Origin of the sequence: Nostoc sp. JL23 (assembly GCF_017115065.1) — a bacterium.
Lineage (GTDB): Bacteria > Cyanobacteriota > Cyanobacteriia > Cyanobacteriales > Nostocaceae > Nostoc > Nostoc punctiforme_A.
On record NZ_JABXKN010000026.1, the window covers coordinates 23,510 to 37,363 of the forward strand.

Genomic DNA, 13,854 nt, shown 5'->3' on the forward strand with positions numbered 1-13,854 from the left:
TGCCATTCAGTTTAGATACCTTTAAAAATTGTTCAAGTCCAAGTTCCCTATTCCCTTTTCAAAAACCTTTAGCGAATTAATTTAAATCAATCTCGGTATCTACTTGCAGATTACTTAGATCGGAGACAAGTTCGCTTCGATCTAAGCGGATTTTCACTTCTACCACTCGGACATCTGATTTTGCTGTCGGATCGTCCCCAATAATGTCGTTTTTGAACACCAATTGACCAATTTTGGTGACAGTGCCAGTCATTTTTTCTGAAAAAACCGGACTGCTAATTGTTGCTCGCTGTCCGACCTTAATCAACTTAACGTCTGTTTCAAACACCTCTGTCACTACATACATATTACGTGTGTTGCCCAGAGCCAGAAGCCCGCGATCGGAAATCACTTCCCCAGCCTGGGTATAAATCTTCAGGACTTGACCGTTTTTGGGCGCACGGATAATAGTTTGCTCTAACTGTGCCTGGGCCAGTTTTAAATTTTGGATGGCTGAAATCAACCCACTATGGCTAGCGACTCGCTTTAAATTCATCTCTGAGCGTTTGAGGTTCTCTTGAGCTACTTTGATATCTGCTTGACGGGTGTTGGTTAATTGCTGTAACTTTGCTCTGGCTTGACTTAAATTCTCCTGGGTTTGTACAACCAGTAACTTCCTAATCTCATAATCTTCTTTAGGAACTGCACCTTCAGCATAAAGTTTTGCATAGCGATCGCGTATGATAATTGCCTGTTGTAATTCTGCTTGCGATCGGCGAACAGCAGCCTCTTGAGAGCTAATTTCTTGCAAACGAGGAGTAGAAATCTGACTAATCTGTGCTTGTGCCTGACTAATCTCAATCTGATTGACGGAGCTATCTGTTTGTATCTGTTTTTGTACCTCCTTTACCTGGCTAGCAACCAAATTTCGTTTAGCCAGCATTTCTTGGTGACTTTTTAGATAAGCCAAAACTTGCCCTGTTTTTACCCAATCACCCTCAGAAACTTTTAATTCATCAATCTGTGCCCCCACTGGAACTGCAACCTTGCTAATCTCCCCCTCTGGTTCCAACCGCCCCAATGCCAGGACTTTTGTTTTTTCAGGCGGCAACGATAACGAAGATGATGAGGCGTTGTTGGCGGGTGACGGGCTAGATACTTTAAACAGGAAAACGTATCCAGCCCCGATACTTAAGGCAAGTAGACCAGCAAAGATACTAAGATTGCGAGCAGTAACATTAGGGGTCATCATAAGTAGTAAAAGTTACTAGTACAACACGGCGGAAATAAACCAATCATTCCAAATCAACAAAACCCTTATGTTGTATTCATTTTTAATTTTTAATTTTTAATTTTTAATTCCGCCTTGCGGTACTAGTTCTTATTCGTTCTTCAAGTTCAGCCCCGATCGCTGAATTTCACTTTTAAGTTCGTCTAGAGATTGTTTGAGACTACGAATTTCTTCAGATGTCTGTTCTTGAACTCCCCGTATTTGTTCTTCGGTAGTCATCACAATCCCAGCTTCCTGTTCCTGAAGCATTTCTTGTAAAAAGATGCTGAGAATTCCTCTAATCGGTTGCCACAACTGATGCCACCGTTTTTTGTCTTCTTCTAGCAGTTGAATGTAGGTATCGAAGCTGTGAGGGAAAGGAACACCTCCCATAAATTCTGCCGCTCCCCCAAAATTCAGAGAGACACCGTGATTTCCCAGCCCAATTACGTGATGAACTTCTCCCGCATGTTCGTAATTGCCTAAGTAAAGTTCCCCCAATCTCAAGCCATTGCCAGCAACCATACTTAAAGGGAAAGGAAGGCTAAAGGGTACCAGGGTAAACAGATCCAGTTGATTTTCGATGCGGTAACTAAATCCTTCTCCTAATTGTTCGTTGTAGTAATTGGCAAAATGCCGATTGCCAACTTTCACAGATCCAAAGGTGTATACTTTGACTCGTAAAGCTGACTCTCCTAAAGAACTAAAACGGCGTTTTAAGAACAGAGCGCCGAGTTGAGCTAAACCACCGCCCAAACTATGGCCCCCTAGGTAAACCTCAAGACGGCTGGTATTTTTAGGTATCTTAGATATAGAATTTAAGCTAGCACCAGCCCTGCGACTATTCGATAACTCACTCATTTCTCTAGAGATGTCTTCAAAGTTCAAGAGTTCATCGCGAGCAAAACTCCAGGCTCGATTCAGGTTGCCGATCGCATCATAAGAGAAGACTTCCGAAATTAGTTTTTTTAATCGGCGCTCAAAGGCCAGTCCGAATCGGATTCCTCCAGCTGCCGCAATGGCATGGGCAATAGCAATTTGTTTGCCAGAATTCAAGGTTTGAAATATCTCAAAATCTTGAGCATTAATTTGACCTAAGAGAACCTGAAAAAAGGCAGCCAGTTCATCTTTAACGGCTTCAAATCCTTCAAAAAATCCCCGTGCGACTTTGACTCGCGTATCTGGTAAAGAACCATAGTTAATTAATGACCAATTGAGATCGGTCAAAATATCCGTTAATTCAATTTGACCGCGATCGGTAACAATAGAGCCTCGAAAAATCACCGCAAATTGATTACTTCCTTCTCGTTTAAAAATGAAACCTCGGATATTAGTTTCATTATTCTGCAAGCTATGAACTAATTTCCAGCCCTCATTCTTATACAGAGAGTTATAAATATCTTGGACTTCGGCATCCTCAACAGAGCCTCCTCCAACTTGAAATATCTCATAACTCCGTTTGGAGAACTTAGCCATTAAAATCGCTTCGTCAAAGCTAAAACCACTGCGAAGCTTTAAAGGTATACTCATAAAAAGTAGGTCGGTGTGAATATTGATTATTGGGATAAAGCAGAAAGCAGAAGGAAAAAGGGTTTAAGCCTATTTCATTTTTCTTTACATAGTTTGGTTTTTTGAAGTCGTTCTACTTATGTTTGACTTTTATCCTCTGAATATAGATGGGGACTTGATAGGATAATATCAGTTAGTGCTGTTTTATAACTATCAGTAATCAAAGCGAACATTTTGGTTATTATTTATTTTTATAAATCTCCTTATAGTCTTATCAAGCTAATACAACCCTCCTAGAAAAGGTAAATCTACAACACCTCCATCTTTTGAACCTGCACGCGATCGAGACAAGCTTTTAGCTTTTCGGCAAGTACCTCTACATGAGGTGGGAGAACTAAATTCAGATGGTTTCCTGGAATTTGATGAATCTCAACTCCGCCGATTGCGAGATCGCCCCAGCCAAGGGTTGCATCTTGGGGATTTTTTCCAGTTTGTTTGCTCGTCCGAAAGAGAGTAACTTTACCTGGATAAGGCTGTGGCTTGTATTTGAGGAGGGCTGAGTTGTTAGCTTGTATGACTTGAAATAGCCGTCGCGCAGCTGGTTGGAAAAGCTTACTCAGTTTAGACTGGTGGGCGACAACCTTAGCTATGCTTCCTGGCTCAACCAAAAAATGCAATGGCTTCGAGGTCTTAGTTCCAATCTGTTGGGTAAGTTGTCGTTCTTCGACAGCAGTCAGAAAATGGTCTACTGTTTCATCCAGATAAGGGCCAAGATTGCGAAGCACGGAATTCACCAGAAATTTAGCCATCTGGAAGAAATTCTGAGTGCGATTGTCGCAAAAGGCGGGAGTATCAATTAGTGCCAGTAATACAATGGTCTGTCCTGCTTGCTGTAGCTGTTGGGCCATTTCAAATGCCACCAGCGCACCAAAAGACCAACCTCCTAGACAATAGGGACCTTCTGGCTGCACCTGTTGGATACCGTGGATGTACTCAGCAGCAATGTCTTCTATACAATCTTTTGATTTGCCTTCGCCAGTAATCCCCGCAGATTGTAGTCCATAGAAAGGTTGTTCTTGACCCAATAACTCTGCTAGGTCGGAATAAACGGAAGCGACACCCATCACCGGATGAATGCAGAAAAAGGGTAGCTTTTCGCCTTGCTGCTGAGAATTTACTCCAGTCAATTGTCTGAGAATTTGAGCAGCGAGATTTGCGATCGTCACACCTTCGAGAAACTTGACCACAGGAACATTCACTTCTAGATCGACTTCGATTTGATGTTTAATCTCGATTGCCGTCAAGGAATCGAGGCCTAGCTGATGCAAGGGTTGTTGGGGATGGAGTTTCGCCAAGTCAACTTTCAGTCCCCTTGCTAGTTTTGCTTGAATGTAAGACTCTAAGTGCTGCTGTCTTTCTGTGGGAGCGATCGCTAACAGTTCTGCTACTGTGAGTTTATATTCGCTATCTCTGCCATCCCATTGAGGCAAGATGTCAGCAGCAATAATGTCCAAACTCTCTGTTTGAAATCGATTGCGGCAAGCAGTACGGGAAATCTTACCACTGGAAGTTTTGGGAATGCTGGCAGTTTTGAGCAGCAACACGGCATAAACTGATAACTCATGAACCTGTGACACCGCTTGGCGAATCGCCGCGATCGCTTCATCTGCATTAAGCTTTCTTAAGTAGGTTCGCTCGATTTCTTGAGCAACGACGATTCTTTCTTCCCCTTCTATCTCAATGGCAAACACTGCTCCACAGCCGTGCCGGAGAGCTGAATGACTTTCCTGCACCGTCAGTTCAATGTCTTGAGGATAGTAGTTGCGACCTCGAATCACAATTAAATCCTTGAGTCGCCCGGTAACAAATAATTCACCATTATGCAGAAATCCCAGGTCGCCCGTTCGCAGAAACGAACCCCCGCCTGTATCGTCTAAACAGGCATAGAATGTTTCTTGCGTCTCTTGGGGTTTCTGCCAGTAGCCTTGAGCAATACTCGCTCCTGTTACCCAAATTTCTCCGACTGTACTATCTGGACATCTCTTGAAAGATTGCGGATTGGCGATCGCAATTGTTTGACCTAACCCCGTCCTCCCCTGCCCAACAATCTTTATACTATTCTGCTGTTGCTCTGCACACAGCACAACTTGGTTTTGTTCGAGAGCAGAACTTTCTACATTACACACCGTTGGGTAGCACTCTTTTATCCCCCCGGAAATCAACAATGTGCCTTCAGCCATCCCATAGCAAGGATAAAAAGCTTCAGGGCGAAAGCCGTAAGGCTCAAACTTGGTAACAAATCGCTCTAGGGTCTGGGCACGAACTGGTTCGGCACCATTGAAAGCAACTTTCCAACTGCTCAGATCAAGACCTACTAATTGTTCTGGCTGAATTTTCTGCACGCACAAGTCATAGGCAAAATTCGGCCCGCCGCTAATCGTCGCTTGATAGCGGGAAATTGCTTCTAACCAACGATAAGGCTTCTGCAAAAACGCAACGGGCGACATCAAAATTATTGAGGAGCCGACGTAGAGAGGTTGGAGGATGCCGCCGATTAAGCCCATATCATGATAAGGGGGCAGCCAGGATACGTCTAATTGGTTGGGAGCAGTTTGGAAAAACTGATGAATCAGTTCTAAATTGTGTAGTAAGTTGCCATGACTGACCATAACCCCCTTGGGTGTCCCGGTTGAGCCAGAGGTGTATTGCAGAAATGCGATCGCGTTTGCATCGAGTAAAGGTTCGTGCCATAACTCTGCTTGCTGATTAGTGATGGTGTCTGTAGTTAAAATCTGTTTTGTAGCCAGGTCTGGATGATGCGTAAACTGAGTAGCGATGGTAGTGAGTAGGGAGGTTGTAGTTAGGGCAACCCTAGCCTGGGCATCTGCCATAATTGCCATCAGCCTAGAGATGGACTGATTTTGTCGAGGCGGATAAGCAGGAACGGCGATCGCACCAGCGTATAAGCAGCCAAAGAAGGCGGTAATGAAATCGAGACCAGGCGGGTAGAGAAGCAGGACACGCTCATGCTTGGCACTGACAGTTTGCAGTTGCACCGCGATCGCTCGTGCCGATAGATCCAGTTCTCGATATGTGAGACTGATTACTTCCTTTTCTCCATCCACCACAAAACTATAGGCGAGGCTATCGGGCTGTTGTTCGGCGCGATAACGCGTCAACTCTACTAAATTTTTGATTGACAAACTGGATGTTAACAATTCATTGAATACCATATTTATACCAATTCACGAAATCACTGATACAAATCACTTCCTCTGCTTCCTCTGCTTCCTCTGCTTCCTCTGCTCCCTCTGCTCCCTCTGCTTGCCCATCTGTATCATTTTTAAAGTGAAACGGTATTAGCCCTCTCCAAAACCCGATCTGCTTCTGTTTTTTTACCCGTCTCAATTATCAACTGAGGCTAAAGTGTTAACTCCTCTATTTCCTCAACAACATTAGCAATCTGAATAGTTGGTATCAAATTTTTCAAAATTAATTGTTCGTGGCAAGCTTGAGCTAATTCCGCAATGCTAGGACTAGCAATAAACTGTTCGATTGGCAGTTCAATCTTTAAATTGGTGACAATGTGATTTCTGAGACTCACAGCCATCAGAGAATCGATGCCCATACTATTAAGTGGCTTTTGGACATCAAGTTGAACAGGCTCACACTCTAAGGCTTGGATAATTTGTGCTTGAATGTAAGTGCTTAATAAATCGGTGCGTTGGCTATTTACCGCTACTGACCATTGCTCTACAATATCAATCTGTTCGGCAATCTTAGAGCCAACCACACTAGAGGCTTCAACATTATTAGATTCTCCTAATCTATCTTGCCGTGAGGCTTCTGATTCCTGCCAGTAACGCTGTCGTTGCCACGGATAGGATGGCAAACGCACAAAACAACCACCATGAGGATAAAGAGCATTCCAATCAATGGAATCTTCTAGGGTATAGCACTCTGCTAAGGAATTCAGCATTTGAGCGTATTCAGTAGCAGGATTTTCCTCTACTCTACTGTTTTTGTGTTGCTCTATATAGCCTGAAAACATTGAGGGACGGCTTTCTTGTGCGAGAAAACCCACCAAATACTCGACGAGTTGTTTCTTAGAATCAACTACCATTGCTAAACGGTAGGAATGATGGCTACGGCACAGACTAGTTGTATAGCAAATGTCTGCCAATGAAATTGCCGCGTTATCCTGGGCAGTAAAAAACTCAAAATAGGCTTTAGCAAAGGCTTTCAAAGCCTCTGGACTACGAGCCGACATTAAAAAAATTTGTGGTTGATTGGCGATCGCCGCGTCAATTGGCAAGGATTCTACACCTTGCAGAATCACATGAACATTCGTGCCCCCCAGTCCAAAACCATTCACACTGACGATCGGTGGTTGATTATCCTTATTTGTTAGTGGTTCCAAAGATTGTGGCACGCGCAACCGTAGTTCTTGCCAAGGAATTTTGGGATTGGGGGTTTGAAAATGCAGATTGGGTGGAATTTGACGATGGCTAACTGCTAGCGCAGCTTTAATGAGTCCGCCAATGCCGGCAGCCGCTTCCATGTGTCCAATATTTGTTTTTACAGATCCGATGGCGCATTCATTGCCCAAAGAGCGATCGCTGCCGATGACAGCCCCGATCGCTTTAGCTTCAATCTCATCCCCCATCGGCGAACCGGAGCCTTGAGTTTCTACATACTGCACCTGCTGAGGGAGAATTCCTGCCCGCTGATAGGCTTTTTGCATGACTGTCTGCTGCGCCAAAGCTTCGGGGGCTGTAAAACTGCTGCCGCGACCATTCTGGCTGACAGCACTGCTGCGGATCGTTGCATAAATAGCATCACCGTCAGCGAGGGCATCGGATAGCGGCTTCAGAACAACAACCCCCACTCCTTCAGCCCGAACAAAACCATCTGCTGCTGCATCAAAACTCTTGCAACGACCATCCGCAGACAGCAAAAATGCCTTACTCATGGCGATGCTGACTTCTGGCTTGAAGATGACATTGACCCCACCTGCTAGGGCAAGGCTACATTCCCCATTCCAGAGACTAGAACAAGCAAAGTGAACGGCGACTAATGACGAGGCACAGCCAGCGTCAATCGGCAAACTGGGGCCTGTGAAGTCAAAGCAATAGGAAATGCGATTTGGTACCAAGTTGAGGTTTGAGCTAACTATGGTATGGGCATTAATCGCATCGCGATTGCGCTCATCCATTTGAATGTAACTGTAATCCCGGTTAAGTACCCCAATAAAAACCCCGGTATCGCTGCCAGCCAGATGTTCCGGCACAAGTCCTGCATCCTCCAGTGACTCCCACGCCGTTTCTAACAAGAGTCGTTGTTGAGGATCAATCCGAGCCGCTTCCGCGCTGGAAATCCCAAAGAATTTGGCATCAAACTGATCTATTCGGTCGAGAAACCCACCCCAACGGCTGTACATTTTACCTGGTTCTACTGGATCGGGATGATAAAATTTGTTGACATTCCAGCGATCGCTAGGGATTTCTGTAATTGCATCCCTGCCATTTTGCAACAGGTTCCAGAAGCTAACTGGACTGTGGACACCACCAGGAAAGCGACAACCAATACCAACAATTGCAATGGGTTCTGAAATCATAAGCTATTAACTCTTCTGTGAATCTCAGGTAAAACCTGAACGCCTGCTTCAAAGTCAACAGCTCTAGCAGTCAGGTAAAACATGTACATTGTTGTCAGCCAGTTGGTAAACTCCTGCTTAGAACCTAAGTGCCGCTCCATATTCAGCATAATCCAGCCAATCTGTGACCAGGTTTGGTAACAGGTTGAGCAATCGGGATGTTCACTGGTGCAGCATGTCCTAGTTGATTTGGCATCAGGATTGTAAGCACGAAAGTGAAGATTATAGGGTTTACCATTTTGGAATCGGGCTGCATTCTCTAGGCGATTTTCACTGATGCAAGGACAGACATCATAGCCCCAGGTTTCATCATACATTTGCCCTGTAGTAAACACTTGATTCATGTATGAGGTCATCAAGATGCGATCGGGATAGCGGGCAATCATCCGGTCGATTTCATGACGCACATCTGCAAACCCGCGATCATCATCATAAACACCCCCTAACCCCGCTTTATCACCGTAAAAGTTAAATATTATAAAGTTGCCGTTTTCCACACATTGTTCAACAACTCGTTCTATTTCATGGGCGTTACCAGCAGTGGTAGTGTAGTACCAAAAGACTCGGCGATCGTCTTTGTAATTTTTGAGAGCCTTGCTGAAAACATCTAACTTCCCTCCTCCGCGTAGCTTTTTATCGGTTTCGCGATCGCCCCAAAGAGAAACACTGATTGTTATATTTTCAAACCCCTCATAAGGGATTTTGATCATCCCGTTTGTGACGACAATCATCCAAAAATTTTGCGCCAGCTTTCGCAATCGATCCAGCATTAGAGTAGGCTCACCCCCAACTGCCGTAATGTAGTTAGTGCCTCTAGCTTTTTCTTGTGCAATTAATGCCTCAAATTCAGCATCGTCTTTGGGTGCTGCATTTTGATCCAGGTCGTCGGTGAAAAAACAACAACCCTCACACCGCAGATTACATAGATGAGTTAAGTCTACAGAGATTCCTTTAATAGCGCCCGCTTTTCTAACCTGGGTGAACAGGTGATGTAGAAAGGGGTCTTCTAAATACTCCATCAAGGGATCTTGTACCTCGGTTTCTATTACCTGAGTAGCCATAGCAATTTATTTCCTTTGCGAAAAACCGAGCAATATAGAAACGAATTGATCGTCAGTGATTAACAATTTACTCGTTGATGAATTTCCGGCAAAAGTTGCACACCGGATTCAAAGTCAACCATGCGGCACATCAGGTAAAACAGGTATGTCGTAGTCAGCCAGTTAGTAAATTCTTGTTTGGAGCCGAGGTGTCGTTCTAGATTGATCATGATCCAACCAACCTGCGCCCAAGTTTGGTAACAGGTTGAGCAATCTTGATTATCACCTGTGCAACAACGCCGAGTTGATTTCAGATCGGGATTGTAAGCGCGATAATGGGGGTTATAACGTTTACCATTTTTAATCCGGTTTTGATTAATTTCATGATCTACAGTGAGGCTGGTGCAAACCTCATAACCCCAAGTTTCATCGTAAAGTTGGCGTGTGGTAAACACGTTGCTCATGTACGAAGTCATTAAAATTTTGTCAGGGTAGCGGGCGATCGCTTTGTCAATTTCACCTCGCACATCTGCAAACCCCAGATTGTGATCGTAAACTCCTCCTAAGTCAATGCGATCGCTGTAAAAGTTAAACAAGACGCGATTACCGTTGGCTACGCACTGCTCGACAACGCTAGCGATTTCATGGGCGTTACCCGGTGTGGTAGTGTAATGCCAAATAGCACGCGGATCGTCTTTGTAATTTTTTAAAGCTTTGCTGAAAACATCGAGTTTGCCACCTCCTCGGAGTGTCTTGTCAGTTTCATGATCGCCCCAAAGAGAAATAGCGATCGGCATTGTTTCAAACCCCTCATAAGGGATTTTGATCAGGGCGTTGGTAACAACCATTAACCGAAAATTCTGGTAAAGCTTCTGCAATCGCTCTAGCATCAGGCTGGGTTCTCCCCCAACCACTGTAATAAAATTTGTTCCTCTGCTCTTTTCGTGGGCAATAAATGTATCAAATTCGGCTTCATCTTTGGGTGCTTTGAATTGATCCAATTCATCTAAAAAGAAATAGCATCCTTGACACCGAAGATTGCACGCATGGGTTAAATCAACTGATATCCCTCTAATTTGTTCAGCTTTTTTGATTTGTTTAAAAAGGTAATTTAAAAACGGATCTTCCAAGTATTCAATTAATGAATCTTGGACATCGGACTTGACAACTTGAGTAACCATTTCCACCTGCTTTTATAAAAAGGATTGGGGACTTTGTAAAGAGCAGAAAATCGTCCTTGCTTCAATCCCACGTTTTTAAGGGTGGGTTCCTCCTGCCTTCTGCCTGGTTGTTGAGCGTAGTCGAAACACTGCCTCCTGGCTCCTTCACCGATCGCCCTTTTATTGCGTAACTTTAACTTCTTGAGAAGCTTCGTCTTTAAACTTGGCGAACAATTCCACCAAGTCATTGATTGTCTTAAAGCTAGAAACTTCTGTTCTGGGAATTTTTATTTTGAGTTCTCGCATACAAGCAGAAACAATTTCTACGCCGTCAAGACTACTGGCTCCATATTCTCCGATGGTTTTATGCGGATCTATTTCAACATTTTCCAGTCCATCTACGTTGAGCTTGATATGTTTAATTACGACATTTAATACTTGCTCTCGATCCATGATGTCTTGTCTCCTATATTGAAAATCAAAAAACAAAATCTAGGCTAAATAAGCCGCTTCTATGTGTGCTAATGTCCCTGGAACCCCAAAACAGATTTTGTGCATTAGGTGTTCGCGGGACAATGCTGCTTGGAGAGCTTGACGCCGGGGTAATGACAAGGTGTCTTTTACCATCTCCAAAACATGTCTGGGTTTTTCAGCGATTCTCCGTGCCATATCCAAGGCTAAAGTCATAACTTCCTCAGATGGAACTATGTAGTTAAATAAACCTCGTCCCTTGAGTTCTTTGCCTTTGTAGAGCTTGGCGGTGAGGAGCATCTCGCTAGCAAAGTGATGTCCAACCATTGCTGGTAAGACAGATAAGATACCCATTCCAGGAGTAAATCCCAAATCTGTAAAATTAACTCCGTACCGACTGTTTTCGGATGCGATCGCCATATCGCAGTAGAGCGCTAACGCTATGCCACCTCCCACAGCATGACCCTGCAAAGCTGCAATAATTGGTACGGGAAAGCTAAGTAGTTGGTTGGGCAGTGATAAATCTTTGACATCTGCATTGCCACTCACAACTTGTTTGATGGTGTCCAAGCTTGCTCCGGCACAGAAGACATCCGATCGCCCACTCAAAATCAAGACTTTCAGACTCGGTTCTGTTGCTAGATGAGTGAGAGTTGTCATTAATTCATCACACAGTTCTTCGCTCAAACGATTTTCGTTTTCAGGGTCATCGATTTGCAGTTGGAAGATGCCGTCTTCTAGATTGGTGAGCAAAATTTTAGACATGGGTTTTTCCCCTGTACTTTTGAAACCAAGGTGGCGAGAATCCCTCGGTGAAACTTTGAATTCCTTCTAAGACCTCCGGTTGGGCTAACCATGAAACAAGTTGATTAAGGGCAATATTGGTTTGTCGCTGTAAATCTGACCCATAGAGTTGTTCAAAATATTGTTTACTGGCAGCGATCGCTTCTGGAGAAGAACGAAACAGCCGTTGTAATTGTCGGTTCAAGGTGTTAGCCATACCTTCAGTCGCCACTTCATCTACTAACCCAAAGGTCTTGGCTTCTAGGCTGTCAATTCCCCGACTGCTGAGGGTTAAATACTTGAGCTGTGCTATGGTCAGACGACGCAGTAAGAAGGGTGCAATCAGAGCTGGAATCATGCCAATGATCACTTCTGGCAACATAAATTTTGTGTTCTCGTTGGCAATGACGAGATCGCAAGCCGCAACTAAACCTAGTCCTCCACCTGTAACATTACCTTCAACGCAGGCGATTACAGGCAAGTGGGAATGACAAATTAATTGCAGACAATTTATAAAAGCTTGAAACAGTTCTATTTGAGGTTTTCCTCCCTGCTGTAATATCCATTCCAAGTCAAGTCCTTTGCAGAAGTCAGTTCCCTCAGCCCGAAGCACGATCGCCCGACAAGATGAATCAGCGATCGCAGCTTGTAAGGCTTGACTAAGTTGATTAATTAAAGATGGATTGAGCGCATTACCTGTTTGGGGCTGCACCAAGGCAATCTGGGCAACTCCTGAATCGATTTTATAGCGGACGGCCTCTACTATTAACTCCATTTATATTGCCTATAGTAATTTTCAACATTACTTAATACAAGTAAACCTTGGCCTCGATAGCGTTTTTCATAGCGTTCATCTAAATAGTTTTCTAAGTTAAAGTCGCGGCGATCGCTATATTTTTCACGCGTCAATTCACTAGCTTCATAATCTGCAACAGACAAACGAAGTCGCTGATTAAGATGTTCGTCAATGTTGAGCGATCGGACAATTTCAGTTGCAGCCTTTCCAATGGTGGCGCTGTAGAATTCTGCTTGGCAGCCACCACCATAAGCAAACAGGGAAATGCGATCGCCCGGATTAAGATCCTTGGTATAATTTAAAAGACTTAACAAACAAATAAAATTGGAACCCCCATAGGAACTACCAATTTGTTGAGCAAAATGTATACTCTCTGCAACTTTTGATTGAAAACTTAACTTAGCAGCCGCTTTCCCTACCGCCTCAAATCGGTTGAGTATGGTGCGATGTGCCTGAAATGTCATTGCTGGAAAGGGTGCATGATAAATGTGTTTTTTGAAATCAGCATCATAGTCTACAGAACCCACGATTTTCTCGTAGTGACTGAATGCTCCCTCCAAAGCATCTAAATAAGAGTAAAGACTCGTTTCACTTTTGATCACTTCGGTGTTGAAAGTGGGGCGCAGGTAGTCAGAAATCTCCTTTGTCCAGTAACCCGCCTTATCCAGTTCAATTTCGAGAATTTGTGGATTATTGCTAACGAGCATCGCCACTGCACCACCTCCGCAGATAAACTCCTGGTCAGTATTGAGCGTGACGCTGCTGAAGTCCGTGTTAATTACCAATGCCTTTTTCCCAGGTCTAGCCCCTGAAGCTACCCACGAAGCTGCCATTTTGAATGCCGCAGTGCCACCGTAACAAGCATGTTTCACCTCGAAATTACGGCAATTAGGAGACAAATTACAAAACCGATGTACCCAGGTGGACAAGGATTTGCCACAATCAACCGCAGATTCTGTACCAACAATTAGTAGTTCAATGTCTTCTAGGTCTTGAGGTGATAAGAGTTGTTTGGCTGCATTCACCGCCAGAGTAATAGCATCTTCATAGACTGGATAAACCGATCGCGTTTTGCACATTAAACTATCGGCAATCTGCTGGAAGTTTTTACCACGCGCTGCGGCAAGATCGGCAATATCTAGATAGAACTGCCCTGAGTACAGATTGAGTTTCTCGATTCCTATAGGCAT

At 44.1% G+C, this 13,854-nt stretch carries 11 protein-coding genes; all 11 read right to left on the minus strand.

The genetic code is table 11. The annotated features are described in order from the left end of the window. Window positions 1-76: 76 nt before the first annotated feature. The 11 genes from HWQ42_RS03995 to HWQ42_RS04045 all read right to left on the minus strand — a co-directional run bounded on the left by HWQ42_RS03995 (window position 77) and on the right by HWQ42_RS04045 (window position 13,854). Entirely contained in the window at window positions 77-1,231 is a 1,155-nt protein-coding gene (locus HWQ42_RS03995) for an efflux RND transporter periplasmic adaptor subunit (protein ID WP_292809515.1), read from the minus strand. Between the two features lie 129 nt (window positions 1,232-1,360). Continuing rightward, on the minus strand, window positions 1,361-2,779 hold the full coding sequence (locus HWQ42_RS04000) for a hypothetical protein (protein ID WP_292809517.1): 1,419 nt from the start codon (window positions 2,777-2,779) through the stop codon (window positions 1,361-1,363). 287 nt (window positions 2,780-3,066) lie between these two features. After that, window positions 3,067-5,991 (minus strand): AMP-binding protein, encoded by a 2,925-nt coding sequence (locus HWQ42_RS04005; RefSeq protein ID WP_292809519.1) that lies wholly within the window; start codon window positions 5,989-5,991, stop codon window positions 3,067-3,069. Next, entirely contained in the window at window positions 5,978-6,166 is a 189-nt protein-coding gene (locus HWQ42_RS04010) for a hypothetical protein (protein ID WP_292809521.1), read from the minus strand. The genes HWQ42_RS04005 and HWQ42_RS04010 overlap by 14 nt, the downstream gene beginning before the upstream one ends. 13 nt (window positions 6,167-6,179) lie before the next feature. Next, window positions 6,180-8,375: a beta-ketoacyl synthase N-terminal-like domain-containing protein gene (locus HWQ42_RS04015; protein ID WP_292809523.1), complete on the minus strand. Its 2,196-nt coding sequence runs from the start codon at window positions 8,373-8,375 to the stop codon at window positions 6,180-6,182. Beyond that, on the minus strand, window positions 8,372-9,475 hold the full coding sequence (locus HWQ42_RS04020) for a hypothetical protein (protein ID WP_292809525.1): 1,104 nt from the start codon (window positions 9,473-9,475) through the stop codon (window positions 8,372-8,374). Before HWQ42_RS04020 ends, HWQ42_RS04015 begins: the two co-directional genes overlap by 4 nt. A 59-nt stretch (window positions 9,476-9,534) precedes the next feature. After that, on the minus strand, window positions 9,535-10,635 hold the full coding sequence (locus HWQ42_RS04025) for a radical SAM protein (RefSeq protein ID WP_292809527.1): 1,101 nt from the start codon (window positions 10,633-10,635) through the stop codon (window positions 9,535-9,537). 159 nt (window positions 10,636-10,794) lie between these two features. After that, window positions 10,795-11,067: a phosphopantetheine-binding protein gene (locus HWQ42_RS04030; RefSeq protein ID WP_292809529.1), complete on the minus strand. Its 273-nt coding sequence runs from the start codon at window positions 11,065-11,067 to the stop codon at window positions 10,795-10,797. A 39-nt stretch (window positions 11,068-11,106) separates the two neighbouring features. Continuing rightward, window positions 11,107-11,850 (minus strand): polyketide synthase, encoded by a 744-nt coding sequence (locus HWQ42_RS04035; RefSeq protein WP_292809531.1) that lies wholly within the window; start codon window positions 11,848-11,850, stop codon window positions 11,107-11,109. Beyond that, the gene (locus HWQ42_RS04040; protein WP_292809533.1) at window positions 11,843-12,643 is read right to left on the minus strand and encodes an enoyl-CoA hydratase/isomerase family protein; all 801 of its coding nucleotides are present in this window, start codon (window positions 12,641-12,643) and stop codon (window positions 11,843-11,845) included. Before HWQ42_RS04040 ends, HWQ42_RS04035 begins: the two co-directional genes overlap by 8 nt. Continuing rightward, the gene (locus HWQ42_RS04045) at window positions 12,634-13,854 is read right to left on the minus strand and encodes a hydroxymethylglutaryl-CoA synthase (protein ID WP_292809547.1); all 1,221 of its coding nucleotides are present in this window, start codon (window positions 13,852-13,854) and stop codon (window positions 12,634-12,636) included. The genes HWQ42_RS04040 and HWQ42_RS04045 overlap by 10 nt, the downstream gene beginning before the upstream one ends.